Source organism: Peribacillus sp. FW305-BF15 (assembly GCF_058783805.1).
This window is the reverse complement of sequence record NZ_JBYSYV010000029.1, coordinates 25,308-51,743: the sequence shown is the minus strand read 5'-3', so window position 1 is coordinate 51,743 and position 26,436 is coordinate 25,308. Positions and strand designations below refer to the sequence as shown.

Annotated in this window: 38 protein-coding genes and 1 pseudogene; all 39 read right to left on the bottom strand. The window is 41.3% G+C overall.

Annotated features, from left to right (window positions below):
- Positions 1-6: 6 nt before the first annotated feature.
- The 39 genes and pseudogenes from AC3WLU_RS23345 to rpoC all read right to left on the bottom strand — a co-directional run bounded on the left by AC3WLU_RS23345 (position 7) and on the right by rpoC (position 26,353).
- Positions 7-804: an energy-coupling factor transporter transmembrane component T family protein gene (locus AC3WLU_RS23345; protein ID WP_413023766.1), complete on the bottom strand. Its 798-nt coding sequence runs from the start codon at positions 802-804 to the stop codon at positions 7-9.
- The gene (locus tag AC3WLU_RS23340) at positions 804-1,670 is read right to left on the bottom strand and encodes an energy-coupling factor ABC transporter ATP-binding protein (protein ID WP_053537046.1); all 867 of its coding nucleotides are present in this window, start codon (positions 1,668-1,670) and stop codon (positions 804-806) included. Before AC3WLU_RS23340 ends, AC3WLU_RS23345 begins: the two co-directional genes overlap by 1 nt.
- Positions 1,646-2,485 carry an energy-coupling factor ABC transporter ATP-binding protein gene (locus tag AC3WLU_RS23335; protein ID WP_034304970.1) on the bottom strand — a complete coding sequence of 280 codons (840 nt, stop codon included), beginning with the start codon at positions 2,483-2,485 and terminating at the stop codon, positions 1,646-1,648. Before AC3WLU_RS23335 ends, AC3WLU_RS23340 begins: the two co-directional genes overlap by 25 nt.
- Before the next feature lie 365 nt (positions 2,486-2,850).
- Complete coding sequence (gene rplQ / locus AC3WLU_RS23330) at positions 2,851-3,213, bottom strand: 50S ribosomal protein L17 (protein ID WP_034304973.1); 363 nt, start codon at positions 3,211-3,213, stop codon at positions 2,851-2,853.
- 82 nt (positions 3,214-3,295) lie between these two features.
- On the bottom strand, positions 3,296-4,240 hold the full coding sequence (locus AC3WLU_RS23325) for a DNA-directed RNA polymerase subunit alpha (protein ID WP_034304976.1): 945 nt from the start codon (positions 4,238-4,240) through the stop codon (positions 3,296-3,298).
- Between the two features lie 177 nt (positions 4,241-4,417).
- Complete coding sequence (gene rpsK / locus AC3WLU_RS23320) at positions 4,418-4,807, bottom strand: 30S ribosomal protein S11 (RefSeq protein WP_028390438.1); 390 nt, start codon at positions 4,805-4,807, stop codon at positions 4,418-4,420.
- A 22-nt stretch (positions 4,808-4,829) separates the two neighbouring features.
- Positions 4,830-5,195, bottom strand: a complete 366-nt coding sequence (gene rpsM / locus AC3WLU_RS23315; RefSeq protein ID WP_034304978.1) for a 30S ribosomal protein S13 — start codon at positions 5,193-5,195, stop codon at positions 4,830-4,832.
- Between the two features lie 22 nt (positions 5,196-5,217).
- Positions 5,218-5,331, bottom strand: a complete 114-nt coding sequence (gene rpmJ / locus AC3WLU_RS23310; protein ID WP_003156543.1) for a 50S ribosomal protein L36 — start codon at positions 5,329-5,331, stop codon at positions 5,218-5,220.
- A gap of 40 nt (positions 5,332-5,371) precedes the next feature.
- On the bottom strand, positions 5,372-5,590 hold the full coding sequence (infA, locus tag AC3WLU_RS23305; RefSeq protein WP_028390440.1) for a translation initiation factor IF-1: 219 nt from the start codon (positions 5,588-5,590) through the stop codon (positions 5,372-5,374).
- A 177-nt stretch (positions 5,591-5,767) separates the two neighbouring features.
- A pseudogene (locus tag AC3WLU_RS23300) lies at positions 5,768-5,985 on the bottom strand (M24 family metallopeptidase); the annotation flags it as partial.
- A 170-nt stretch (positions 5,986-6,155) separates the two neighbouring features.
- The gene (locus tag AC3WLU_RS23295; RefSeq protein ID WP_048677894.1) at positions 6,156-6,809 is read right to left on the bottom strand and encodes an adenylate kinase; all 654 of its coding nucleotides are present in this window, start codon (positions 6,807-6,809) and stop codon (positions 6,156-6,158) included.
- A 58-nt stretch (positions 6,810-6,867) separates the two neighbouring features.
- Positions 6,868-8,163, bottom strand: coding sequence for a preprotein translocase subunit SecY (secY, locus tag AC3WLU_RS23290; protein ID WP_400451107.1), 1,296 nt, complete (start codon positions 8,161-8,163; stop codon positions 6,868-6,870).
- Positions 8,163-8,603: a 50S ribosomal protein L15 gene (rplO, locus tag AC3WLU_RS23285; protein ID WP_034304982.1), complete on the bottom strand. Its 441-nt coding sequence runs from the start codon at positions 8,601-8,603 to the stop codon at positions 8,163-8,165. The genes secY and rplO overlap by 1 nt, the downstream gene beginning before the upstream one ends.
- Before the next feature lie 32 nt (positions 8,604-8,635).
- Positions 8,636-8,818, bottom strand: a complete 183-nt coding sequence (gene rpmD, locus AC3WLU_RS23280) for a 50S ribosomal protein L30 (protein WP_034304984.1) — start codon at positions 8,816-8,818, stop codon at positions 8,636-8,638.
- A gap of 16 nt (positions 8,819-8,834) precedes the next feature.
- Positions 8,835-9,335: a 30S ribosomal protein S5 gene (gene rpsE / locus AC3WLU_RS23275; protein ID WP_034304987.1), complete on the bottom strand. Its 501-nt coding sequence runs from the start codon at positions 9,333-9,335 to the stop codon at positions 8,835-8,837.
- 22 nt (positions 9,336-9,357) lie between these two features.
- A complete protein-coding gene (rplR, locus tag AC3WLU_RS23270) occupies positions 9,358-9,720 on the bottom strand; it encodes a 50S ribosomal protein L18 (RefSeq protein WP_034304989.1) in 363 nt (120 codons plus the stop codon).
- Between the two features lie 32 nt (positions 9,721-9,752).
- Complete coding sequence (gene rplF, locus AC3WLU_RS23265; protein WP_048677892.1) at positions 9,753-10,289, bottom strand: 50S ribosomal protein L6; 537 nt, start codon at positions 10,287-10,289, stop codon at positions 9,753-9,755.
- Between the two features lie 30 nt (positions 10,290-10,319).
- The gene (gene rpsH / locus AC3WLU_RS23260; RefSeq protein WP_034304995.1) at positions 10,320-10,718 is read right to left on the bottom strand and encodes a 30S ribosomal protein S8; all 399 of its coding nucleotides are present in this window, start codon (positions 10,716-10,718) and stop codon (positions 10,320-10,322) included.
- A gap of 30 nt (positions 10,719-10,748) precedes the next feature.
- Entirely contained in the window at positions 10,749-10,934 is a 186-nt protein-coding gene (locus AC3WLU_RS23255; RefSeq protein ID WP_034304998.1) for a type Z 30S ribosomal protein S14, read from the bottom strand.
- A gap of 25 nt (positions 10,935-10,959) precedes the next feature.
- Positions 10,960-11,499: a 50S ribosomal protein L5 gene (gene rplE, locus AC3WLU_RS23250; protein ID WP_063235797.1), complete on the bottom strand. Its 540-nt coding sequence runs from the start codon at positions 11,497-11,499 to the stop codon at positions 10,960-10,962.
- Positions 11,500-11,528: 29 nt separating this feature from the next.
- A complete protein-coding gene (rplX, locus tag AC3WLU_RS23245; protein ID WP_034305002.1) occupies positions 11,529-11,840 on the bottom strand; it encodes a 50S ribosomal protein L24 in 312 nt (103 codons plus the stop codon).
- A 43-nt stretch (positions 11,841-11,883) separates the two neighbouring features.
- Positions 11,884-12,252, bottom strand: a complete 369-nt coding sequence (rplN, locus tag AC3WLU_RS23240; protein WP_034305005.1) for a 50S ribosomal protein L14 — start codon at positions 12,250-12,252, stop codon at positions 11,884-11,886.
- A gap of 41 nt (positions 12,253-12,293) precedes the next feature.
- On the bottom strand, positions 12,294-12,557 hold the full coding sequence (rpsQ, locus tag AC3WLU_RS23235) for a 30S ribosomal protein S17 (RefSeq protein WP_400451103.1): 264 nt from the start codon (positions 12,555-12,557) through the stop codon (positions 12,294-12,296).
- Between the two features lie 18 nt (positions 12,558-12,575).
- Complete coding sequence (gene rpmC, locus AC3WLU_RS23230) at positions 12,576-12,779, bottom strand: 50S ribosomal protein L29 (RefSeq protein WP_034305010.1); 204 nt, start codon at positions 12,777-12,779, stop codon at positions 12,576-12,578.
- Positions 12,769-13,203, bottom strand: coding sequence for a 50S ribosomal protein L16 (rplP, locus tag AC3WLU_RS23225; RefSeq protein ID WP_034305012.1), 435 nt, complete (start codon positions 13,201-13,203; stop codon positions 12,769-12,771). The genes rpmC and rplP overlap by 11 nt, the downstream gene beginning before the upstream one ends.
- A gap of 1 nt (position 13,204) precedes the next feature.
- Entirely contained in the window at positions 13,205-13,861 is a 657-nt protein-coding gene (rpsC, locus tag AC3WLU_RS23220) for a 30S ribosomal protein S3 (protein ID WP_063235795.1), read from the bottom strand.
- Positions 13,862-13,864: 3 nt separating this feature from the next.
- The gene (gene rplV, locus AC3WLU_RS23215) at positions 13,865-14,206 is read right to left on the bottom strand and encodes a 50S ribosomal protein L22 (protein WP_034305017.1); all 342 of its coding nucleotides are present in this window, start codon (positions 14,204-14,206) and stop codon (positions 13,865-13,867) included.
- Between the two features lie 17 nt (positions 14,207-14,223).
- Positions 14,224-14,502, bottom strand: a complete 279-nt coding sequence (rpsS, locus tag AC3WLU_RS23210; protein WP_034305018.1) for a 30S ribosomal protein S19 — start codon at positions 14,500-14,502, stop codon at positions 14,224-14,226.
- Positions 14,503-14,562: 60 nt separating this feature from the next.
- Positions 14,563-15,393, bottom strand: coding sequence for a 50S ribosomal protein L2 (gene rplB, locus AC3WLU_RS23205; protein ID WP_034305021.1), 831 nt, complete (start codon positions 15,391-15,393; stop codon positions 14,563-14,565).
- Between the two features lie 26 nt (positions 15,394-15,419).
- On the bottom strand, positions 15,420-15,704 hold the full coding sequence (rplW, locus tag AC3WLU_RS23200; RefSeq protein WP_057915217.1) for a 50S ribosomal protein L23: 285 nt from the start codon (positions 15,702-15,704) through the stop codon (positions 15,420-15,422).
- Positions 15,704-16,327 (bottom strand): 50S ribosomal protein L4, encoded by a 624-nt coding sequence (rplD, locus tag AC3WLU_RS23195; RefSeq protein ID WP_034305025.1) that lies wholly within the window; start codon positions 16,325-16,327, stop codon positions 15,704-15,706. Before rplD ends, rplW begins: the two co-directional genes overlap by 1 nt.
- A gap of 26 nt (positions 16,328-16,353) precedes the next feature.
- Positions 16,354-16,983, bottom strand: a complete 630-nt coding sequence (gene rplC / locus AC3WLU_RS23190; RefSeq protein WP_048677885.1) for a 50S ribosomal protein L3 — start codon at positions 16,981-16,983, stop codon at positions 16,354-16,356.
- A gap of 40 nt (positions 16,984-17,023) precedes the next feature.
- A complete protein-coding gene (rpsJ, locus tag AC3WLU_RS23185) occupies positions 17,024-17,332 on the bottom strand; it encodes a 30S ribosomal protein S10 (protein ID WP_019244375.1) in 309 nt (102 codons plus the stop codon).
- A gap of 409 nt (positions 17,333-17,741) precedes the next feature.
- Entirely contained in the window at positions 17,742-18,929 is a 1,188-nt protein-coding gene (gene tuf, locus AC3WLU_RS23180; RefSeq protein WP_048677883.1) for an elongation factor Tu, read from the bottom strand.
- A 122-nt stretch (positions 18,930-19,051) separates the two neighbouring features.
- The gene (gene fusA / locus AC3WLU_RS23175; RefSeq protein WP_061440380.1) at positions 19,052-21,130 is read right to left on the bottom strand and encodes an elongation factor G; all 2,079 of its coding nucleotides are present in this window, start codon (positions 21,128-21,130) and stop codon (positions 19,052-19,054) included.
- 44 nt (positions 21,131-21,174) lie between these two features.
- The gene (gene rpsG / locus AC3WLU_RS23170; RefSeq protein WP_048677878.1) at positions 21,175-21,645 is read right to left on the bottom strand and encodes a 30S ribosomal protein S7; all 471 of its coding nucleotides are present in this window, start codon (positions 21,643-21,645) and stop codon (positions 21,175-21,177) included.
- A gap of 41 nt (positions 21,646-21,686) precedes the next feature.
- Positions 21,687-22,109 (bottom strand): 30S ribosomal protein S12, encoded by a 423-nt coding sequence (gene rpsL, locus AC3WLU_RS23165; RefSeq protein ID WP_034305038.1) that lies wholly within the window; start codon positions 22,107-22,109, stop codon positions 21,687-21,689.
- 104 nt (positions 22,110-22,213) lie between these two features.
- The gene (locus tag AC3WLU_RS23160; protein WP_034305040.1) at positions 22,214-22,462 is read right to left on the bottom strand and encodes a 50S ribosomal protein L7ae-like protein; all 249 of its coding nucleotides are present in this window, start codon (positions 22,460-22,462) and stop codon (positions 22,214-22,216) included.
- A gap of 294 nt (positions 22,463-22,756) precedes the next feature.
- Positions 22,757-26,353 carry a DNA-directed RNA polymerase subunit beta' gene (rpoC, locus tag AC3WLU_RS23155; RefSeq protein WP_328131461.1) on the bottom strand — a complete coding sequence of 1,199 codons (3,597 nt, stop codon included), beginning with the start codon at positions 26,351-26,353 and terminating at the stop codon, positions 22,757-22,759.
- Between the last annotated feature and the right edge of the window lie 83 nt (positions 26,354-26,436).

Here is a 26,436-nt window from a genome sequence, read left to right as displayed (position 1 = left end):
TCCTTATTATGAACGTAATAAAAATAACATGATCGTTAGAACACCAATTGAGACCATCAAAAGACTATCACTCGTCTTCCAGTTCAATTGGCGATATTTCGTGCGGCCTTCCCCGCCACGGTATCCTCTTGATTCCATGGCAGTTGCCAATTCCTCGGCCCGTTTGAACGAACTGACAAATAAAGGAACCAGCAGAGGTACAATCGATTTAACCCTGTCCTTTATCGGGCCAGATGAAAAGTCAACGCCCCTTGCAGTTTGGGCCTTCATGATTTTTTCCGTTTCCTCCATTAGCGTCGGGATGAATCGAAGGGCAATGGACATCATCAATGCCAGTTCATGTACAGGCATCTTCCACTTTTTCAAAGGTCCCAACAGCTCTTCCATCCCGTCTGTAATGGATATCGGGGATGTCGTCAAAGTTAAAAGTGACGTAACAAGGATTAGTAAAGTAAATCTAATGGATATGAAAAAACCTTGAATCAAACCGCCTTCATAGATTTCAAACCAACCGTATTCAAAAAGCAATTCCCCTTCCTTCGTAAACAATATATGGAGAAGGAATGTAAATACGATCAAGAAAAAGATTGGCTTCAACCCATTATAAAGATAGCGAAGCGGTATTTTGGAAAGACTGATCATAAGGATGGTGAATACAGCAAGCAAACCGTAAGAAACGACATTATTCGCCAAAAAGACGACACAAACAAACAGGAACACGAGGAGCAGTTTAGCCCTTGGGTCCATCTTGTGCATCAATGAATTTGCAGGGACATAACGCCCGATAATCATTTTATCCAGCATCAGCGGTTCCCCCGTTTCATGGCTTTATCTATTTCTATCGCTAAATCACCGATATTAAGACATGGATGATCAAATCGAACACCAAGTTCCTTCTGGAGCTTTAGCTGAAAGCGGACCGTATCAGGAACATCCAGGCCTAGCTCCATTAATTGTTCCGGCTCTGAGAAAATTTCCTGGGGGGTTCCTTTTTTGAACACCGTACCCTTATGCATGATGATGATGTCATCCGCGTACTTGGCTGCATCCTCCATGCTATGGGTCACCAGAATTGTTGAAATGCCCCTTGCTTTATGCAGATCATAAAACATATCCATGATTTCTTTGCGTCCTCGCGGATCCAATCCCGCTGTGGGCTCATCAAGCACCAATACTTCCGGCTCCATGGCAAGTACCCCAGCGATGGCCACCCGTCGCATCTGCCCGCCGGATAAGTCGAATGGAGACTTTTCAAGAACTTCCTCATTCAATCCGACTTGCGCGATGGCTTTCCTGGCCAGTTTCTTTGCATCGATTTCAGAAACGCCAAAATTCATAGGACCGAAACATATATCCTTTTCAACCGTTTCATCAAATAACTGATGTTCCGGAAACTGAAAAACAATTCCGACCTTTTGTCTTATGGGCCGCAAAGCCTTTTCTTTTCTTCCTGCTTCAATCGTCCGATCCCCAATGAAAACCCGACCCTTCGTCGGTTTTAAAAGAGCATTCAAATGCTGCAGTAGCGTGGATTTCCCGGACCCTGTATGCCCGATGATTGCGGTATAGGTTCCCGGCTCCATTGAAATATTGACATCATGAAGGGCTAGATGTTCAAAAGGAGTATTCACCTGATAGCGGTATTCTACATCATCGAGTGTAATTCGCATAAATCCTTCACCAACTCTTCCTCTGTCAAATGCCCATCAACTACACGAACACCATTTTTTTGTAACTCCTTGGTTAGTTTCACTGAAAAGGGAATATCCAGACCAAGAGCAATCAATTCTTCCTCTAACTCAAAAATATCCTGAGGCGAACCTTCACGATATAACCGACCTTGGTTCATGACTATCATTCGATCAGCTTTCGCAGCTTCCTCAAGATCATGGGTGATTGATATTACAGTGATCTCGTTTTCCTGTTTTAATTCCCTAACTGTTTCAAGCACTTCTTCACGGCCTCTTGGGTCAAGCATGGAGGTTGCTTCATCTAAGATGATTATGTCTGGCTGCAAGGCTATTACACCTGCAATGGCCACTCTTTGCTTTTGACCGCCGGATAGATGGTGCGGCTCTTGATTAAGAAAGGCATTCATCTTAACCTTATTTAACGCACCATGAACACGCTCCACCATAACCTGCTGAGAAACACCGGCGTTTTCTAAACCAAAAGCCACATCATCCTGAACTGTAGTGCCTACAAATTGATTATCTGGGTTTTGAAAAACCATGCCAATTTTCTGGCGTACATCCCAAACGGATTCTTCTGTCAAAAGTTGATCATTAATCGTAATGGTACCTGAGTTAGCGAACTGAAGGCCATTCAATAACTTCGCTAATGTCGACTTGCCAGAACCATTATGTCCGACAATCGCTAGCCACTCCCCTTGATGAATATCAAAAGAAACATCATCCAAGGCGTTTCGAGACTGACCCTCATATTTAAAAACAATATTATTTAAAGAAACCAGCTTCTTCACCATGTGGCCCTCCTCATCCTCGACTGCACTCGCCTAAACTATGCTCTGCTCACTCAATATAAATATAGTAGTTTTTACTTCTGAAAATATAAAAAAACGCTGCACCCCTTCCACCGAAAGAATTTTCGGTAAATTAAGAGCAGCTAACAGCGGGCCTGTTACGAAAAACAGGTTATCTTATAATCGCTTATCAAAAGCGGGAAGGGGTGCTTGAGCTAGACGTGAAGGCTCCCCGTATGTACAGGTTCCGCCAGCCATCGTAACACTCAATGCGAATTTCTAAAGTACAGAATTTCTATTTAAAAAAAGAAAAAGGGCATAGAACAAGTGAGTATATTCATTTGTCCCGCCCTTTTTCATCGTTGTTATTAAACTAATTCAATAACCACGACTGGTGCACCGTCACCGCGGCGTGGACCAACTTTCATGATACGAGTGTATCCACCTTGACGTTCTTCATAACGTGGAGCCACGTCACTGAATAGTTTTTGAAGGGCATCTGTGCCATTCTCAGCGTCAGCGATTTCGTTACGGATGAAAGATGCAGCTTGACGGCGTGCATGCAAGTCACCACGTTTACCAAGAGTGATCATTTTATCTACTACAGAACGTAATTCTTTTGCACGTGCTTCAGTAGTTTCAATGCGCTCATGGATAATAAGATCCGTAGCTAAATCACGAAGTAATGCTTTACGTTGTGCGCTAGTGCGTCCTAACTTTCTGTAACCCATTAGAGATTCCCTCCTTTGTTGAAGTTCTATATTGTGTGTCAATAACAAGGCTCACAACATAATGGATGATTCCGCCATGTTATCAGTCGTCTTTACGAAGACCTAAGCCTAATTCTTCTAGTTTCGCTTTCACTTCTTCAAGTGATTTACGACCTAGATTACGTACTTTCATCATATCTTCTTCCGTTTTGTGAGCTAGCTCTTGAACGGTATTGATTCCAGCACGTTTCAAGCAATTGTAAGAACGAACAGAAAGGTCTAATTCTTCGATCGTCATCTCAAGAACTTTTTCTTTTTGATCTTCTTCTTTTTCAACCATGATTTCAGCATTTTGAGCTTCATCGGTTAAACCAACAAAGATATTTAAATGCTCTGTTAAAATCTTAGCTCCAAGTGCTACCGCTTCTTGCGGACCAGTACTGCCATCAGTCCAAACATCAAACGTTAACTTGTCAAAGTTAGACAACTGTCCAACACGTGTATTTTCAACTTGGAAAGATACGCGTGAAACCGGAGTGTAAAGAGCATCGATTGGAATTACACCAATTGGCTGGTCTTCTCTCTTGTTTTGAACAGCAGGAGTGTAGCCGCGGCCGCGACGTGCAGATAAACGCATACGCATATGACCGTTTTTACCAATTGTAGCAATATATAAATCCGGATTAAGAATTTCTACATCACTATCATGAGTGATATCAGCAGCCGTGATGACTCCGTCACCCTGAACGTCAATTTCCAGCGTCTTCTCTTCATCAGAGTAAATCTTAAGAGCTAGTTTTTTCACATTAAGAATGATAGATGTTACATCTTCCACGACGCCTTCAATTGTTGAGAACTCATGTAGCACTCCATCAATTTGTATAGCTGTGACAGCAGCACCTGGGAGTGAGGATAAAAGAATACGACGTAAGGAGTTACCCAATGTAGTACCATACCCACGCTCTAGTGGCTCTACGACGAATTTACCGTACTTGGTATCGTCGTTGATTTCAACCGTTTCGATTTTTGGTTTTTCTATTTCGATCATCAATAAACCCTCCTTCAAAACGTCAAAACCCCGGCAAGTAAACAAAGTCACTTAAACCGAAATTCCCCATGTATACGTTCCCGCTGTGCGCAACAACTGAAAATTAATCCTCTGTAAGAACGCAAACTCAGTATTATATCCCATTATTGACAGGAATACAAAATCTATACAGAAAAATTAAACACGGCGACGTTTTGGTGGACGGCATCCGTTATGTGGAACTGGAGTTACATCTTTAATTGCAGTTACTTCTAGGCCAGCAGCTTGAAGTGCACGAATGGCAGCCTCACGTCCAGCACCAGGTCCTTTAACTGTAACTTCAAGAGTTTTCATACCATGTTCAATTGATGTTTTAGCAGCTGTTTCAGCAGCCATTTGTGCAGCAAATGGAGTGGATTTACGAGATCCACGGAATCCTAGAGCTCCAGCACTTGACCAAGAAATAGCATTACCATGAGAGTCAGTGATCGTAACGATAGTGTTATTGAATGTTGAACGAATATGTGCAATACCAGTTTCTATATTCTTTTTCACACGACGTTTACGTGTATTAGTTTTACGTGCCATGAAAAGTAACCTCCTTTACTAATTATTTTTTCTTGTTAGCTACAGTACGACGAGGTCCTTTACGCGTACGAGCATTGTTTTTTGTATTTTGACCGCGAACAGGAAGACCACGACGGTGACGTAAACCACGGTAAGAACCGATTTCCATTAAACGTTTGATGTTTAGGGAGATTTCACGACGAAGGTCGCCTTCTACTTTAAGCTTGTCAATGATATCACGAATTTTGTTCAATTCGTCTTCCGTTAAGTCACGAACGCGAGTTTCTTCAGAAACGCCTGCTTCTGCAAGAATCTTGATCGCTGTTTGTTTTCCAATACCATATATATATGTTAATGAGATAACAATACGTTTGTCACGGGGAATATCTACTCCAGCAATACGTGCCATGCTTGAGTGCACCTCCTTCTATTTAGCCTTGTTTTTGTTTATGTTTAGGGTTTTCGCAAATAACCATTACTTTACCTTTTCTGCGGATAACTTTACACTTTTCGCAGATTGGTTTGACTGATGGTCTGACTTTCATTGCTATCTAACCTCCTTATACAGATCGGAGCGTAACCGGATTATTTGAACCGGTATGTGATTCTGCCGCGAGTTAGATCATACGGGGAAAGCTCAACCGTAACTTTATCTCCAGGCAAAATGCGAATAAAGTGCATACGAATTTTACCGGATACATGAGCTAAAACAGTATGACCATTTTCTAATTCTACCTTAAACATTGCATTTGGCAAAGTCTCTTGTACTGTGCCTTCTACTTCAATTACATCATCTTTCGCCATTAAAGTGATTCTCCCTTCTCTATGCGTGAACCTATTAAAGGTGCACATCTTTCCGTCAACATTACTACAGTCCAATTATCCTCATAAGTCATACAATTCTGCATCAAGTATTCACCATTTTGTAGAACCAGGCTTTAACTGAGGACCTTTATCAGTTGGACCGAAATGAGGATTTTATGGGTCCTCATGTAAGTCTTGACCGATTCCGTGACCGACATACTCTCGAAATAGAGAAGCAATTAGTCTCGACATAGGTTTGAATAGCATGGGAGATGTTTGAAAGGCGCACGCCTGACATAGCTTCTTTCAACCCTCTATATCACGACTCTTTAGGAATCCCAATAGAGTCACTGCATTTCTTCATCAATTTTGCCGACCGGATATGTCCATGAAGATCACTTAAAAAGTAATCGCCCAATTCAGGGAATACCAAGTACAAGAACCTGATTAATAAATGTGCGAATGCTCTCGCGAAATCCATTATACCCTTTGTATTATAGGAATGCACCAAGTTTAACTAGTAAGTTATAAAAATGGTATGAATTTCATAAATCAATACATATGATTAATTTTGTAAAGCACCAAGCAACACATCGATATCTTCAAATACCTTATTAATATCTTGCTGTCCGTTAATGTTGACCAAGTAACCTTTGTCTCCGTAGAAATCAAGAAGTGGCTTGGTTTGTTTCAAATTCACATCTAAGCGATTTTGAACCGTTTCAGCATTATCGTCGGCACGTTGATATAATTCTCCGCCGCAGCGGTCGCATACATCATCTTTAGCAGGAGGATTGAATACAAGATGGTATGTCGCACCACATGATTTGCAAATACGACGTCCTGTCAATCTTTCCATTAAGATGCTTTTATCAACATCGATATTAATGACAAAATTCATATTGCGATCTAAATCAGTTAGAATGCTTTCAAGTGCCTCTGCCTGTGCCACAGTACGTGGAAATCCATCAAGCAAAAATCCTCTTAGGCAGTCTTCCTTGCTTAAACGCTCACGTACGATGCCAATGGTAACTTCATCAGGTACCAATTCGCCTTTGTCCATGAATGATTTCGCCTTTAGACCTAGGTCTGTTCCATCTTTGATAGCTGTTCGGAACATATCTCCAGTAGAGATATGAGGGATATTATATTTTTCTACGATTTGTTCAGCTTGAGTGCCTTTACCAGCACCCGGCAGACCCATTAACACTAGATTCAATTTTCTTCCCCCTCAAACTCTATAATGGGTAAAGGGAACAAGCCGTTCCCAAAACTCATTACTTTATAAAGCCTTTATAGTGTCTCTTCACAAGTTGTGATTCCAGCTGCTTCATCGTATCAAGGGCAACCCCGACTATGATCAGCAAACTGGTACCACCAATCTGTGCAGATTGAGGTAGATCAGCAAGCTTAATGAAAAATACCGGTAAAACGGCAATGATGGCCAGGAATATCGAGCCTACAAACGTCAAACGGTATAAAACACGTGTTAAATATTCTTGTGTACTCTTACCTGGACGAATCCCCGGCACATAGCCACCTTGCTTTTTCAAATTCTCAGCCATTTGTTCAGGATTAACCTGAATGAAAGCATAAAAATACGCAAAAGCAATGATAAGAGCAACATATATGATCATACCAATTGGTTTGGTGTAATCAAGATTTGTTGATATCCAGCTAGTCACGCTGTTCTTTCCAAAGAAAGAAGCGATTGTAGTGGGAGTAATAATAAATGCCATTGCAAAGATTACCGGAATAACCCCCGCAGCATTTACTTTCAATGGTAAATGAGTAGACTGGCCACCCATTTGCGTACGACCTACCGCAGCACGTTTCGCATACTGAATAGGAATTTTACGTAATGCCTGCTGAATGAAGATAACAGCAACCACGATTGCTAATACTGCTAAAACTATGAGGATAATCGTTATGATTCGTAAGAATAATTGATCACCGGCATTTTCAAATTGCTGTGCGTAAATCTGATTTGCCGTATTTGGCAAACTAGCAACGATACCAGCAAAGATAATGATGGAAATCCCATTACCCACACCCTTAGCAGTGATCAGCTCCCCTAACCACAAAAGAAAAGCTGTTCCTGCCGTTAAGACAGTCGCAATAAGCAAGTATGTTGCAATTCCAGGATTTTCAATCAACTGTCCACCTGACATATTATTGAACCCATAGGACATTCCAACTGCTTGGATAAATCCTAGGATAATAGTGAAGTAACGAGTGAATTGCGCTAATTTACGGCGCCCTGCTTCCCCTTGTTTAGACCATTCAGTGAACTTAGGAACAACATCCATCTGTAGCAGCTGAACGATAATGGATGCCGTGATGTACGGCATGATACCCATCGCTAAAATTGAAAAGTTTTGCAGTGCCCCGCCGCCAAAGGTATTTAAAAGCCCGATGACGCTAAGCTGGTCCTGTTCAGCGAGAAAATCGGCATTCACATGCGGTACAGGTATAAATGTACCGATGCGATAGACGATTAACATTAGAAGGGTAAAAATAATCTTATTCCTTATTTCACCCACGCGCATAAAATTGGAGATCGTGCGAAACATTAGATCACCTCTGTATTACCGCCAGCAGCTTCGATAGCTTCTTTAGCAGTAGACGAGAATTTGTGAGCTTTAACAGTAAGCTTTTTCTCAATGCTTCCTTTGGCAAGAATCTTGATTCCTGCTTTTTCTTTACTTACAACGCCAGTCTCAAGTAGAAGAGCTGGTGTTACTTCAGTACCGTCTTCGAAAAGATTTAACGTATCAAGGTTCACGATAGCATAGTCTTTACGGTTGATGTTGGTAAATCCACGTTTAGGTAAACGTCTGAATAGAGGAGTTTGACCCCCTTCAAATCCAAGACGCACACCGCCGCCGGAGCGAGCGTTTTGTCCTTTGTGTCCTTTACCTGCTGTTTTACCGTTACCAGATCCAATACCGCGACCTTTACGTTTACGTTCTTTACGAGAACCTTCTGCAGCTTTTAACTCATGAAGTTTCATGTTGGCACCTCCTTGTTAAGTTAAAAATTATTTTATTGTTCTTTTACAGTAACAAGATGAGCAACTTTGGTAATCATACCGCGAATCGCAGGGTTATCTTCTTGAACAACCGTTTGATGCATTTTGCGTAAACCCAAAGTGTTAACTGTAACACGTTGATCTTCAGGACGACCAATCAAGCTGCGAGTGAGGGTGATTTCTAATTTATTAGCCATAATTCGATTTCCCTCCTTATCCTAACAGTTCTTGTACTGATTTTCCACGTAACTTAGCTACGTCTTCAGCACGTTTCAATTGCTTCAATCCTTCAATTGTTGCGCGAACCATATTAATAGGTGTATTAGTACCTAGTGATTTAGACAAGATATCGCTAACTCCGCCTAATTCAAGTACCGCACGAACAGGACCACCAGCAATTACTCCTGTACCTTCAGAAGCTGGTTTCAATAGAATGTGACCTGCGCCATAGCGACCGTTCACAAGGTGAGGAATAGTAGTACCAACCATTGGTACAGTAATTAGATTTTTCTTAGCATCCTCAATAGCTTTACGGATAGCATCCGGAACTTCTTGAGCTTTACCAGTACCAAATCCAACATGACCATTTTTATCACCAACAACAACTAGTGCAGTGAAACGGAAACGACGTCCGCCTTTAACAACTTTAGCTACACGATTTACTGTAACTACGCGTTCTTCAAGTTCTAATTTATTAGGATCAATGCTACGCATCTGTTATGTCCCTCCTTATCCATTAAAATTCTAAGCCGTTTTCACGAGCAGCGTCAGCCAATGCTTTAACACGACCATGGAAGAGGTAACCACCGCGGTCAAAAACCACAGCTTTGAAACCTTTTTCAACAGCACGTTTCGCAATAAGTTCGCCAACTTTTTGAGCTGCTTCAGCATTGCTACCTGCTTCGATACCGATCTCTTTATCAAGAGTTGAAGCACTTGCCAATGTTACGCCTTTTGCATCGTCAATTAATTGTGCGTAAATGTGTTTGTTTGAACGAAACACATTTAAACGAGGACGAGCTTCTGTTCCAGAAAGCTTAGCACGTACACGCGCATGTCTTTTCTGACGAGTAGCATTTTTATCAAGCTTCGTAATCATTTACGTCACTCCTTTCGTTTACTTATGCGGCATTACTTACCTGTTTTACCTTCTTTACGACGAACGAATTCGCCTTCGTAACGGATACCTTTACCTTTATACGGTTCAGGCGGGCGAACATCACGGATATTAGCTGCTAGAGCTCCTACACGTTCTTTGCTTGCACCTTTTACGATTACTTTTGTATTAGAAGGAACTTCGACTTCAACGCCAGCTTCTGGTTCTATTTCTACAGGGTGGGAATATCCTACGTTAAGGATAAGCTTGTTACCTTGCTTTTGTGCACGGTACCCAACCCCAATAAGTTCAAGTGATTTTACGAAACCTGTTGATACACCTTCAATCATGTTAGAGATAAGCGCGCGAGTAGTACCGTGTAAAGAACGGTGAGTCTTCTCGTCAGACGGGCGTGTTACAGTTAACACGTTCTCTTCAACAACGATCGAAAGGTCAGGACTGAATGATCTAGATAATTCACCTTTAGGTCCTTTAACAGTTACTTCACTTCCAGTAACAGTAACTGTTACGCCTGCAGGGATTTCAATAGGTTTTTTACCTATACGAGACATAATGTGCACCTCCATTCTTGTGAAAATGTATTACCAAACGTATGCTAAAACTTCTCCGCCAACTTGTTTAGAGCGAGCTTCTTTGTCTGTTAAAACTCCGTGAGAAGTAGAAACAATTGCGATACCTAAACCGTTAAGAACGCGTGGTACCTCTCCAGTTTTTGCATATACACGCAAACCAGGTTTGCTGATACGTTTTAGACCAGTGATAACACGTTCGTTGTTTGCACCGTATTTTAAGAAGATACGGATGATACCTTGTTTGTTGTCTTCGATTAATTCAAAGTCACGTACGAAGCCTTCACTTTTTAAGATCTCAGCAATTTCCTTTTTGATCTTTGAAGCAGGAACTTCCAGTTTTTCGTGACGAACCATATTCGCATTACGGATGCGAGTAAGCATATCTGCAATAGGATCTGTCATGACCATTATATTTTACCTCCTTCCCAAACTCGGGTTTTACCAGCTAGCTTTTTTAACGCCAGGAATTTGTCCTTTATATGCAAGTTCGCGGAAACAAATACGACAAAGTTTAAATTTACGTAATACAGAATGTGGACGTCCGCAACGTTCGCAACGTGTATATTCTTGTACTTTAAACTTCTGTTCGCGTTTTTGCTTTACGATCATAGACTTTTTAGCCACGATTTCGCCTCCCTTTATTTAGAGATTACTTTTGGAACGGCATTCCAACTTGAGTAAGTAGTTCACGAGCTTCTTCGTCAGTGTTGGCAGTCGTTACGATAACGATGTCCATACCACGAACTTTGCTCACTTTATCGTAATCAATCTCAGGGAAGATAAGTTGTTCTTTAACGCCTAATGTATAGTTCCCACGTCCGTCAAAGGATTTCTTTGAAACGCCGCGGAAATCACGTACACGCGGTAAAGATACAGATACTAGCTTATCAAGGAATTGATACATACGCTCTCCACGTAATGTAACTTTCGCTCCGATAGGCATACCTTCACGCAAACGGAAACCTGCGATTGATTTTTTTGCTTTTGTTATAACTGGTTTTTGACCAGTGATCAATGTAAGTTCTTCAACAGCTGTATCTAAAGCTTTCGAGTTAGAAACTGCGTCACCCACACCCATGTTAATAACGATTTTCTCAATGTTTGGTACTTGCATTACTGATTGATAGTTGAATTTACCCATCAATGACGGTGTAATTTCACTTTTTAATTTTTCTTTAAGGCGGCTCATTGCTTAGTGTACCTCCCTTCATTTATGACTTATTTATCTAAAGATTCACCTGAAATTTTAGCTACGCGTACTTTTTTACCATTTTCGATCTTATATCCAACACGAGTCGGTTTACCTGATTTAGGATCAAGTGGCATTACATTGGATACGTGAATAGCAGCTTCTTTACTGATAATTCCACCTTGTGGATTAAGTTGAGATGGCTTGGAATGCTTTTTCACGATGTTAATTCCTTCAACAAGCACACGATTTTGTTTCGGATATGCAGAAAGAATTGTTCCTTGTTTGCCTTTGTCCTTACCAGAGATGACTACGACTTTGTCACCTTTTTTAACATGCATTAGCTTGGCACCTCCTTGAAAGGCTTTATACAAAATTTACATATTATAGAACTTCTGGAGCAAGAGAAACGATCTTCATGAAACTATTGTCACGTAATTCACGAGCAACAGGTCCAAAAATACGAGTTCCACGTGGGCTCTTATCGTCACGGATAATTACACATGCGTTTTCATCGAAACGAATGTAAGAACCGTCAGGACGACGCATACCACGTTTTGTACGGACAACAACAGCCTTAACGACTTCACCTTTTTTAACAACGCCTCCTGGTGTTGCCTGTTTAACTGTACAAACGATGATATCACCGATGTTTGCAGTCTTACGGCCTGAACCACCTAGGACTTTAATTGTTAGCACTTCACGAGCACCTGAATTGTCAGCGACTTTTAAACGAGATTCTTGTTGAATCATGTACGGTACCTCCCTTCGGAATTAGCTTAATCCGAACTAGATTAAATGATTACTGCTTTTTCTACTACTTCTACAAGACGGAAGCGTTTTGTAGCTGAAAGTGGACGAGTTTCCATGATACGTACTACGTCGCCTGCTTTAGCTACGTTTAGCTCGTCATGAGCTTTTAACTTTTTAGAGTATTTCACGCGTTTACCGTATAAAGAATGCTTTTTATAGGTTTCTACAACTACTGTAACTGTTTTATCCATTTTGTCGGATACTACGCGTCCAGTGTAGATTTTGCGTTGGTTGCGTTCGCTCATTCTGCAAACCTCCATTCATTATCGATTAGTGACACCGATCTCTCTTTGACGAACAACTGTTTTCATACGAGCAATCGATTTGCGAACTTCACGGATGCGAGCTGTATTTTCAAGTTGTCCAGTAGCTAACTGGAAACGAAGATTAAATAGTTCTTCTTTAAGAGATTTTAGTTTTTGTTCAATTTCAGCAGTGGTTAGATCTTTGATTTCATTAGCTTTCATTTGTTTCACCACCAATTTCCTCTCTTTTTACAAACTTGCATTTGATTGGAAGTTTGTGTGCTGCAAGGCGCAATGCTTCTCTTGCCACCTCTTCAGATACACCAGAGATTTCAAACATAACTTTGCCCGGTTTAACTACTGCTACCCAACCTTCAGGAGCACCTTTACCGGAACCCATCCGTACTTCAAGCGGCTTAGCTGTGTAAGGTTTGCTTGGGAAGATTTTGATCCAAACTTTCCCTCCACGTTTCATATAACGAGTCATCGCAATACGAGCTGCTTCGATTTGACGGTTCGTGATCCAGGAAGCTTCTTGAGCTTGAAGTCCAAATTCTCCGAAATGAACTTCAGTGCCGCCCTTAGCCATCCCTCTCATCTTACCGCGGTGTTCACGACGGTATTTTACGCGTTTTGGCAATAACATATTATTTTCCTCCTTCCTCAGATTTCTTCTTAGTAGGAAGAACTTCTCCACGGTAGATCCAAACTTTCACGCCTAGCTTACCGTAAGTAGTATCTGCTTCAGCATGAGCATAATCTATGTCAGCACGAAGTGTGTGAAGTGGAACTGTTCCTTCGCTGTAATGTTCAGCACGAGCAATATCAGCACCGCCAAGACGACCAGAAACTTGAGTTTTGATTCCTTTTGCTCCAGAACGCATAGTACGTTGGATAGCTTGCTTTTGAGCGCGTCGGAATGAAACCCGGTTTTCTAATTGACGAGCGATGTTTTCAGCAACCAATTTTGCATCAAGATCTGCTCTTTTAATTTCAATGATATTAATATGAACTCTTTTGCCAGTCAGTTGGTTCAAAGCTTTACGAAGTGCTTCGACTTCAGTACCACCTTTACCGATAACCATTCCTGGTTTAGCAGTGTGGACAGATACATTGATACGGTTAGCTGCACGTTCGATTTCAACCTTGGATACAGAAGCATCATTTAAGCGTTTCGCAATATATTCACGAACTTTAATGTCTTCATGCAAAAGAGTAGCGTAGTCTTTATCAGCGTACCATTTGGATTCCCAATCACGGATGATCCCGATACGCATACCGATAGGATTTACCTTTTGACCCACAGATTACCCCTCCTTCTTTTCTGATACAACGATTGTAATATGACTAGTACGTTTGTTTATTGCACTCGCACGACCTTGAGCGCGAGGACGGAAACGTTTTAATGTTGGTCCTTCGTTAACGTATGCCTCTGAAACGACTAGGTTATTAATATCCATTTCGTAGTTGTGTTCTGCATTTGCGATAGCAGATTTCAGAATTTTTTCTACGACTGGAGAAGCAGATTTTGGTGTTAAGCGAAGAATCGCTACTGCTTCACCTACTTGTTTTCCTCGAATTAAATCTGCGACTAAACGCACTTTACGAGGAGCAATACGAACTGTTTTAGCGACAGCTTTAGCTTGCATGAGATGCCCTCCTCTCATTAACGTCTTGTTTTCTTGTCATCACTTGCGTGACCTTTATAAGTGCGTGTAGGCGCGAATTCGCCTAGTTTGTGACCTACCATATCTTCTGTTACATAAACCGGCACATGCTTACGACCGTCATAAACGGCGATTGTGTGTCCGATGAATTGCGGGAAGATTGTTGAGCGACGAGACCAAGTTTTTACTACCTGTTTCTTGTCAGCTTCATTTAATTTTTCAACTTTTACCAATAAATGATCATCAACAAAAGGCCCTTTTTTTAAGCTACGACCCATGCGAGTACCTCCCTTCGTGACTGTTCTACGGTTCTATATATGAACCGTAGCTCAATCCCGTTATTTTTTACGACGACGTACGATAAATTTATCGGATTTATTTTTCTTCTTACGAGTTTTGAATCCAAGAGTAGGTTTACCCCATGGAGACATTGGTGATTTACGTCCGATTGGCGCTTTACCTTCACCACCACCGTGTGGGTGATCATTCGGGTTCATTACAGATCCACGAACTGTTGGGCGTTTACCTAACCAACGGTTACGGCCAGCTTTACCAATGTTGATAAGTTCATGTTGTTCATTACCGACTTGACCGATTGAAGCACGGCAAGTAGCAAGAATCATACGAACCTCACCTGAGTTTAAACGTACAAGTACATAACGACCTTCTTTACCAAGTACTTGAGCAGATGTTCCTGCTGAACGGACTAATTGTCCACCTTTTCCTGGTTTAAGTTCGATGTTATGAATTACTGTACCAACTGGGATGTTAATAAGAGGAAGAGCGTTACCCACTTTAATGTCAGCTTCTGGACCTGACATAACTTCCAAACCTACTTCTAGGTTTTTCGGAGCTAGGATATAACGTTTTTCTCCATCAACGTAATTAATTAATGCAATGTTTGCAGAACGATTTGGATCGTACTCAATAGTAGCAACGCGTCCTGGTATACCATCTTTATTCCGTTTGAAATCGATGATACGGTATTGACGCTTGTGGCCGCCACCTTGATGACGAACTGTTAACTTACCTTGGTTATTACGGCCGCCTTTGCTGTGTAAAGGAGCAAGTAATGATTTTTCCGGTTTGTCTGTAGTGATCTCAGCAAAATCCGAAGTTGTCATATTACGTCGACCGTTAGAGGTAGGTTTATACTTCTTAATCGCCATTTGTATTTCCCTCCTTCTCTAATGAATTAAGCTTCGAATAGCTCGATTTCTTTGCTGTCAGCAGTTAATTTAACAATAGCTTTACGGCGCTTGTTAGTATAGCCTGCATGTTTGCCCATGCGTTTGAATTTACCTTTGTAGTTCATGATGTTTACTTTCTCAACTTTAACGCCGAAAATTTCTTGAACAGCATCTTTAACTTGAGTTTTATTAGCTCTAACATCAACTTCAAAAGTATATTTCTTTTCAGCCATTACGTCTGAAGAGCGTTCAGTGATTACGGGGCGCTTAATGATATCGCGTGCATCCATTATGCAAGCACCTCCTCTACTTTTTCGACAGCTGATTTAGTCAAGATCAATTTGTTGTGTGAAACAACATCAAGAACGTTAAGACCATCAGCTTCAACTACAGTAACACCAGGGATGTTACGTGCAGAAAGAGCAACTTTCTCATCTAAACCGTCAGTAACCACTAACGTTTTAGTATCTACAGAAAGGTTTTTAAGTACCGCTACAAACTCTTTTGTTTTTGGAGCTTCGAAAGACAAGCTTTCAAGTACCAAAATGTTCTCTTCCAATGCCTTTGCAGACAATGCAGATTTAATAGCTAAACGACGTACCTTTTTTGGTAGCTTGTAAGCGTAAGATCTTGGAGTTGGTCCAAAAACAACGCCACCGCCACGCCATTGTGGAGAACGGATAGAACCTTGACGCGCACGTCCAGTTCCTTTTTGTTTCCAAGGTTTACGTCCACCGCCTGCAACTTCAGAACGGTTTTTAACTTTATGAGTTCCTTGACGTAAGGAAGCTCGTTGCATGATGATTGCTTCAAATAATACGTGATTATTAGGTTCGATACCAAAGATGGATTCATTTAGTTCGATGTCGCCAACTTGTGAACCTGTTTGGTTGAACAATGTAACTTTTGGCATTCTATTGCTCCTCCTTTCTCAAAAAATTACTTTGCTTTAACAGCAGATTTAACTTTGATCAATGCTTTTCTAGCACCAGGTACATTACCTTTGATCAATAGTAGGTTACGTTCAACATCAACTTTAACGATAGCTAAGTTTTGAACAGTGATTTGATCTCCACCCATACGTCCTGGTAAAAGTTTACCTTTGAATACGCGGTTTGGAGCTACAGGACCCATTGAACCTGGGCGACGGTGGTAACGAGAACCATGAGACATAGGTCCGCGAGATTGTCCATGACGCTTGATAGAGCCTTGGAAACCTTTACCTTTTGAAATTCCTGATACATCTACTAAATCGCCTTCAGCGAAAATACTAACATTGACTTCTTGACCGATCTCATATTCAGTAAGATCCGTTCCGCGGAATTCGCGAATGAAGCGCTTAGGAGTAGTATTTGCTTTTTCAACATGGCCCTTTTCAGGTTTGTTAGAAAGCTTTTCACGTTTGTTTTCAAAACCAACTTGAACTGCTTCATAGCCATCAGTTTCAACAGTTTTCTTTTGAAGAACCACGTTATTAGCAGCTTCGATAACTGTTACCGGAATAAGTTCACCGTTTTCAGCAAAAACTTGAGTCATACCGATTTTTCTTCCTAAGATTCCTTTGGTCATAAGTCACACCTCCTAGAGTAATTGTTCATATTTATATGAATTATAATTTGATTTCAATGTCAACGCCTGATGGTAAATCTAAACGCATCAATGAGTCAACTGTTTGTGGAGTTGGGTTAACGATGTCGATTAGACGTTTATGCGTACGCATTTCGAATTGTTCACGAGAATCTTTGTATTTATGAACCGCACGTAGGATCGTGTATACCGATCTTTCAGTAGGTAATGGAATCGGACCAGATACAGCCGCACCAGAACGTTTTGCAGTTTCAACAATTTTCTCAGCAGATTGATCAAGGATTCTGTGATCATATGCTTTTAAACGGATACGAATTTTTTGTTTTGCCATAATTTTCCCTCCTTTTCGCCTATTTTAAAATAGACCTTCTCAATGGAAATTTCCCACACACTCGCCATGGCAAAGCGGCCGGGTGTGTCAGCAACCTTCCATATCATCGCAGTCAAAGACCAACATTGTCTATTATACATATAACACAAGTGAAATGCAAGTCAAACTTATATTTTTCTTGTGCAACACACTTTTATTATTATACATAATATCACAAGTATTTACAAGTACATTCTACGAGGTCTTTCGTATCCATTTTCTTCATTTGAAATTATCAAGAAACCCATTAAATAAACTCCAGTTATTATAGAAGAAAGTATGAATATTCTTTACAAATAAAAAAGAAGCAGATGGCGTCCCATCTGCTTCTTCCGGAAGGCGTCCCTTCCAATATTGTTTTATCAATCAATTATTCTTGGATTGTAGCAACTACGCCAGCGCCTACAGTACGTCCACCCTCACGGATAGAGAATTTAGTACCTTCTTCGATAGCGATTGGAGCGATAAGTTCTACAGTCATTTCGATGTTATCTCCAGGCATAACCATTTCTACGCCTTCAGGAAGGTTACAAATACCAGTTACGTCAGTTGTACGGAAGTAGAACTGAGGACGGTAGTTTGTAAAGAATGGAGTGTGACGTCCACCTTCTTCTTTAGAAAGAACATAAACTTCAGCTTTGAACTTTGTGTGTGGAGTGATAGTGCTTGGTTTAGCAAGAACTTGTCCACGTTGGATATCTTCACGGGATACACCACGAAGAAGTGCACCGATGTTGTCACCAGCTTCAGCATAGTCAAGAAGTTTACGGAACATTTCAACACCAGTTACAGTTGTTGGTTTAGACTCTTCGTTGAAACCGATGATGTCAACAACGTCACCGACTTTAACTTGTCCACGCTCAACACGACCAGTTGCAACTGTTCCACGACCAGTGATTGAGAATACATCCTCAACTGGCATCATGAATGGCTTGTCAGTGTCACGAGTTGGTTCTGGGATGTACTCGTCAACAGCTGTCATTAATTCATGAATTTTTTCTTCCCAAGCAGCGTCTCCTTGAAGAGCTTTTAGGGCAGATCCTTTGATAACTGGAATGTCATCGCCAGGGAATTCGTATTCAGATAGTAGATCACGGATTTCCATTTCTACTAATTCAAGAAGTTCTTCGTCATCTACCATGTCGCATTTGTTCATGAATACTACTAGGTATGGTACACCTACTTGACGAGAAAGAAGGATGTGCTCACGAGTTTGTGGCATTGGGCCATCAGCAGCAGATACTACTAGGATTCCGCCGTCCATTTGTGCAGCACCTGTGATCATGTTTTTAACATAGTCAGCATGTCCTGGGCAGTCAACGTGTGCATAGTGACGAGTAGCTGTTTCGTACTCAACGTGTGCAGTAGAGATTGTGATACCACGTTCTCTTTCTTCTGGAGCACCATCGATTTGGTCATAAGCGCGAGCTTCAGCTCCACCAGATTTAGCAAGTACAGTTGTGATTGCAGCAGTTAGAGTTGTTTTACCATGGTCAACGTGACCAATTGTTCCAACGTTAACGTGCGGTTTTGAACGATCAAATTTAGCTTTTCCCATTAGGAATTCCTCCTTAAAATTATAAATAAAAAAATTAAGTATATAGGGGCTGTGAAAGAAGACTAATTCTTCCATCACAGCTTACATAAGATAGTTATACTTTAATAAGAGATGAAAATCAATTATTCACCTTTATTTTTTTTGATGATTTCTTCAGAAATGCTCTTAGGTACTTCTTCATAATGATCGAAGTGCATAGAGAATGTTCCGCGTCCTTGTGTGTTAGAACGTAGAGATGTAGCATATCCGAACATTTCAGATAGTGGAACCATCGCTTTAACCATTTGTGTGTTACCGCGAGCTTCCATACCTTCTACACGACCACGACGAGATGTGATATCTCCCATGATGTCGCCTAGGTAATCTTCTGGAATTACTACTTCCACTTTCATGATTGGTTCAAGGATAACCGGCTTACATTTAGATGCAGCATTTTTAAGTGCCATTGATGCAGCAATTTTAAATGCCATTTCGTTGGAGTCAACGTCATGGTAAGAACCGTCGAATAATTTAGCTTTGATGTCGACTAGCGGGTAACCAGCAAGTACACCACGGTCAAGTGAATCAACTAATCCAGCTTGTACAGCAGGGATGTATTCACGTGGTACTACACCACCGACGATAGCATTTTCAAATTCGAATCCTTTACCTTCTTCGTTTGGACCAAATTCGATCCATACGTGTCCGAATTGTCCACGACCACCTGATTGGCGAACGAATTTACCTTCAACTTTAGCTGAACCACGGAAAGTTTCACGGTATGCTACTTGAGGAGCACCAACGTTAGCTTCCACTTTAAATTCGCGACGCATACGGTCAACAAGGATGTCCAAGTGAAGTTCACCCATACCAGCGATAATCGTTTGACCAGTTTCTTGGTCAGTATGCGCACGGAATGTTGGATCTTCATCTTGTAGCTTTTGTAAAGCTTGACCCATTTTGTCTTGGTCTGCTTTTGATTTCGGCTCAACTGATAGAGAGATAACTGGCTCTGGGAATACCATGGACTCAAGAATTACTTGGTTCTTGTCATCACATAGAGTATCTCCAGTTGTAGTATCTTTCAAACCAACGGCTGCTGCGATATCTCCTGCATATACAGTTGAGATTTCTTCACGGCTGTTTGCATGCATTTGAAGGATACGTCCAATACGTTCACGCTTACCTTTTGTTGAGTTGATTACATAAGATCCTGATTCTAATGTACCTGAGTACACGCGGAAGAATGTAAGTTTACCAACGTAAGGGTCAGTCATAACTTTAAACGCTAAAGCGGAGAACGGTTCAGAATCATCTGAATGGCGTTCCACTTCATCTTCTGTATCCGGTAGAGTACCTTTAATAGCCGGCACGTCTAATGGAGATGGAAGGAAGTCGATAACGTTATCAAGCATTAATTGAACACCTTTGTTTTTGAAAGCTGATCCACAGATAACTGGGAAGAATTCAACGTTAACAGTTGCTGTACGAATAGCTGCTTTTAATTCAGCAATGCTGATTTCTTCGCCGCCAAGGTATTTTTCCATTAAGTCTTCATTAACTTCTGCTACTGCTTCAATTAACTTTTCACGGTATTCTTCAGCTAATTCCCTATGTTCTTCAGGAATTTCACCAACAGTGATATCAGTTCCTAGATCATTAGCATAGAAATGAGCTTTCATTTCAATAAGGTCAATGATTGCAGAGAATTGATCTTCAGCACCGATTGGTAACTGAACCGGGTGAGCATTAGCTTGTAGACGATCGTGGATTGTTCCAACTGAATATAGGAAATCCGCACCGATTTTGTCCATTTTATTTACGAATACGACACGTGGTACACCATAAGTTGTAGCTTGGCGCCAAACTGTTTCAGTTTGAGGCTCAACACCTGATTGGGCATCAAGTACAGCTACAGCTCCATCAAGTACACGCAAAGAACGTTCAACTTCAACTGTGAAATCTACGTGTCCCGGTGTATCGATGATGTTTACACGGTGACCTTTCCACTGCGCAGTTGTTGCAGCGGAAGTGATCGTGATTCCGCGTTCTTGTTCCTGTTCCATCCAGTCCATTTGTGAAGCACCTTCGTGCGTTTCACCGATTTTGTGAATTTTACCAGTGTAATAAAGAACACGTTCTGTTGTTGTCGTTTTACCAGCATCGATGTGAGCCATGATACCGATATTACGAGTGTTTGCTAAGGAGAACTCTCTTGCCATTTGTCTTTCTCCTTCCTTCTATAAGGATTTTATAGTGTTTAATCTTACCAGCGATAATGTGCGAAAGCTTTGTTGGCTTCAGCCATTTTGTGTGTATCTTCACGTTTCTTAACTGCTGCTCCAGTATTGTTGGCAGCATCCATGATTTCATAAGCTAAACGCTCTTCCATCGTTTTTTCTCCACGAAGGCGAGAGTAGTTTACTAACCAACGAAGTCCTAGAGTCGATTTACGGTCTGGACGCACCTCAACTGGTACTTGGTAGTTAGCTCCACCCACACGGCGTGCTTTTACTTCTAGTACAGGCATGATGTTTTTAAGTGCTTGATCGAAAACTTCGATCGGCTCATTGCCAGTACGTTCTTTGATTAAATCAAATGCAGAGTAAAGAATTTTTTGTGATTTACCTCTTTGTCCATCAACCATTAATTTGTTGATTAAGCGAGTCACAAGTTTTGAATTATATATTGGATCTGGTAATACGTCTCTTTTCGTTACAGGTCCTTTACGAGGCATTATATTTCCTCCTTTCAAGAAAGTTCAATTTTGGTTTTAGTTTATTTTTTTGCTGCTTTCGGACGCTTAGTACCGTATTTAGAACGGCCTTGCATACGATTGTTAACTCCAGCTGTATCAAGAGCACCACGTACGATATGGTAACGTACCCCTGGTAAATCTTTTACACGTCCGCCACGGATAAGAACCACGCTGTGTTCTTGTAGGTTGTGACCGATACCTGGGATATAAGCTGTTACCTCGATACCGTTTGTTAGACGTACACGCGCATATTTACGTAACGCGGAGTTTGGTTTTTTCGGTGTCATAGTACCCACACGAGTGCAAACACCACGTTTTTGCGGAGATGATACGTTAGTTTGTGCTTTTTTAAAGCTGTTGTAGCCTTTGTTAAGTGCTGGAGATTTTGAATTAACCTCTTTAGACTCGCGTCCTTTACGCACTAATTGATTAATAGTAGGCATTACATTTTTCCTCCCTTCACGTTTTCATTTCTAGTACCACACATCCAGGTGGTTCATAAATGGGTAAAAACAAAGTCTTTGCAAATATTATTGCAAAAACATTTTTACTTTTTAATGGCAACAGTTGCTGCTCCGACATCAATACCACATGCTTTGCCAAGCATTCTCATCGAATCAACATATGTGATAGGAACATCCAATTCTTTGGCGGTCTCAACGACACGCCCAGTCAAGTATATATCTGCATCATCAGCGATGATAACTTCTTGAATTAAATTGTTTTTAAGAGCTCTAACTGCTTGCTTCGTCCCTATAATCACTGACTTTGCCTGTATTACTTTTTCATAAGACATGGTCCATATCCTCCAAAGTTACAGGGTAACATAGGAGCACCTTTGCTATAGTATCATTATAAGTCGGATACTGTCAACTTCTTTCAAAAAAATAATTCAAGCAAAAGGTTTTCCTTACATAATTCTATTAAGATTTTCAATTTGCCCAAACGGAAATTATCAAATTCTCATAGGCTTTTCAGCCGGCCATGAGTAATAAGAGAGACCAGCTCAATATATTCTGATCCTTCATCTCCTTCAATAGGAACGGGAGTGGGGTTTTCAGTTTAAATTATTGAGCTGGTCCTTTTTCCATTAATCCACTGTTACTGTATCGGCACTTTCGTCAACAACGACAGGGTTTGCTTTTCTGTACCTAAGCATCCCCGTTCCTGCAGGGACAAGTTTACCGATGATGACATTTTCTTTAAGTCCAAGCAATTCATCACGTTTTCCTTTTATTGCTGCATCAGTCAAGACTCTAGTTGTTTCTTGGAATGACGCGGCGGACAAGAAGGAATCCGTTTCTAGAGATGCTTTTGTGATACCTAGCAATACAGGGCGGCCCGTAGCCGGTAATTTGTTAGTCAGCAATGCATCTGTGTTTGCAGTAGTGAACTGGTTAACATCCAACAATGTTCCTGGAAGCACTTCAGTTTCGCCTGCATCAAGCACACGGACTTTACGCATCATTTGTCTAACCATTACCTCGATATGTTTATCACCGATCTCAACACCTTGCATACGGTATACTTTTTGAACTTCATGAAGCAGGTATTCCTGAACAGTAAGCACGTCTGTAACCTTCAGCAATTCTTTCGGATCGATGGAACCCTCTGTTAACTCTTCACCACGCCGGACAGGAGTATCAACAGTTACTCTTAAACGCGCAGTGTATGGCGCAGTATATGTGCGTGATTCAACTGCACCTTGAACAACGATTTCCTGTTGTTTATCCCGAATTTCATTGATGGAAACAATCGTTCCTTCAATTTCGGAAATGACAGCTTGACCTTTAGGATTTCTCGCTTCAAATATTTCTTGGATACGAGGAAGACCTTGAGTGATATCGTCCCCGGCAACCCCACCTGTATGGAATGTACGCATCGTCAACTGTGTACCAGGTTCTCCGATTGATTGAGCGGCAATAATACCGACTGCTTCGCCCACTTCAACTTCTTGACCGGTAGCCAAGTTGCGTCCATAACATTTTTTACATACACCATGGCTGGTATTACATGTAAAGGCGGAACGGATCCATGCTGTTTCAATTCCAAGTGATTCAATATAGTTCGCAAGATCTTCAGTAATAAGGTCGTTTTCAGCCACGATTACTTCATTTGTTTCTGGATGTCTGATCGCTTTTCTTGCATAACGGCCAATTAGGCGCTCTTCAAGATGCTCAATTATTTCAGTGCCCTCTCTCAAGGCTGAAATTTTCAAGCCGCGGTCCGTTCCACAATCGTCATCACGGATGATGACATCTTGGGCAACGTCAACAAGTCGACGAGTAAGGTAACCGGAATCGGCTGTTTTAAGTGCTGTATCGGCAAGACCTTTACGCGCACCATGTGTAGAGATGAAGTACTCCAACACTGTTAAACCTTCACGGAAACTTGATTTGATCGGTAATTCAATGATACGTCCAGCCGGGTTGGCCATCAAACCACGCATACCCGCAAGCTGCGTAAAGTTGGAAGCATTACCACGGGCACCGGAGTCACTCATCATGAAGATTGGGTTGCGTCGGTCCAGTGAGTCCATAAGTTTGGACTGAATGGTATCCTTGGCAGCACTCCAAATCGAAATGACGCGATCATAACGCTCATCCTCAGTAATAAGACCACGTCTGAATTGTTTCAAGACATTATCCACTTTGGTTTGAGCCTCAGTAATGATTCCTTGTTTTTCTTTTAAAACGACAATATCAGCCACACCAACGGTAATACCAGCTTTTGTCGAATATTTGAATCCAAGATCTTTCATCCGGTCAAGCATTTTGGATGTTTCGGTAATTTTAAAGCGTTTAAAGACTTCCGCAATGATATTTCCAAGAATTTTTTTCTTGAAAGGATCGATAGCAGGTTGGGACTTAATCAATTCAGGGATATTAGCGCCCTTTTCCACAAAATATTTCTCTGGAGTTTTGGTTTCCAGATTATAACGTGTCGGTTCGTTAATATACGGGAATGATTTAGGTAAAATTTCATTGAAGATCAATTTTCCAACAGTCGTAATTAGAAGTTGGCCGTTTTGTTCTTCAGTGAATGTTTCATTATTTAGTGACGATGCATGTACGGCACAACGGGAATGTAAGTGTACATATCCGTTTTGGTATGCAAGTAATGCTTCACTTGTATCTTTAAAGATCATACCCTCACCGATAGCGCCTTCTCTTTCCAACGTTAAGTAATAGTTACCTAATACCATATCTTGAGAAGGTGTAACGACAGGTTTACCATCTTTAGGGTTCAAAATGTTCTGTGCTGCAAGCATAAGCATGCGTGCTTCGGCTTGTGCTTCAGAAGATAGAGGAACGTGGACCGCCATTTGGTCACCGTCAAAGTCAGCGTTGTAAGCTGTACATACGAGCGGATGCAAACGAATTGCGCGACCTTCAACCAACGTTGGTTCAAATGCTTGGATCCCAAGTCTATGAAGAGTCGGTGCACGGTTCAATAGTACTGGGTGTTCTCTAATAACTTCTTCTAGGACATCCCATATTTCAGGAGATAAACGTTCAATTTTGCGCTTAGCGGATTTGATGTTATGCGCCAGACCTCTTTGAACAAGCTCCTTCATTACGAATGGTTTGAATAATTCAATCGCCATTTCTTTCGGAAGACCACATTGGTACATCTTTAAGTTTGGTCCGACTACGATAACGGAACGGCCAGAGTAATCAACACGTTTACCAAGAAGGTTTTGACGGAAACGACCTTGTTTACCTTTTAACATGTGAGATAAAGATTTTAACGGACGGTTACCTGGTCCAGTTACCGGACGGCCACGACGGCCATTATCGATAAGAGCATCGACAGCTTCTTGCAGCATACGCTTCTCATTTTGAACGATAATGCTTGGTGCTCCAAGGTCCAGTAATCTTTTCAACCGATTATTACGGTTGATAACACGGCGATATAAATCATTTAAATCAGATGTGGCAAAACGTCCTCCATCAAGTTGAACCATAGGACGAAGCTCCGGTGGAATGACCGGAAGCACGTCAAGGATCATCCATGAAGGCTCATTTCCGGAGTTACGGAATGCTTCAAGCACTTCCAAGCGTTTGATTGCACGGGTTCTACGTTGTCCTTGGGCTGTTTTAAGCTCCTCTTTCAACGACTCTACTTCCTTTTCCGTATCAATATCTTGTAAAAGTTTTTTAATAGCTTCCGCACCCATGGCAGCTTGGAATTTCTTACCGTATTTTTCACGGTATGTACGATATTCCTTTTCAGAAAGAAGCTGTTTCTTTTCTAAAGTCGTATCGCCCGTTTCAGTTACTACGTAAGATGCAAAGTAAATAACTTCTTCCAAAGCCCGTGGAGACATATCAAGAACAAGTCCCATACGGCTAGGAATTCCTTTAAAATACCATATGTGTGAAACTGGTGCTGCCAGCTCAATATGACCCATACGCTCACGACGCACCTTAGCACGGGTGACTTCAACGCCACAACGGTCACAGACTACGCCTTTATAACGAACACGTTTATATTTTCCGCAATGACATTCCCAGTCCTTTTGAGGTCCAAAAATTCTCTCACAGAATAAACCGTCTTTTTCTGGCTTTAACGTACGATAGTTGATTGTTTCTGGTTTTTTGACTTCTCCATGGGACCAAGAACGAATCTTGTCTGGTGAAGCAAGACCAATTTTCATATACTCAAAATTATTAACGTCTAACAAGGGGCCTACCTCCCTTTTAATCTCCAGGTTTAACCCTTGATTGCCGTCACGTTATGAGGCAATCTTACACCGGATGATGGTTG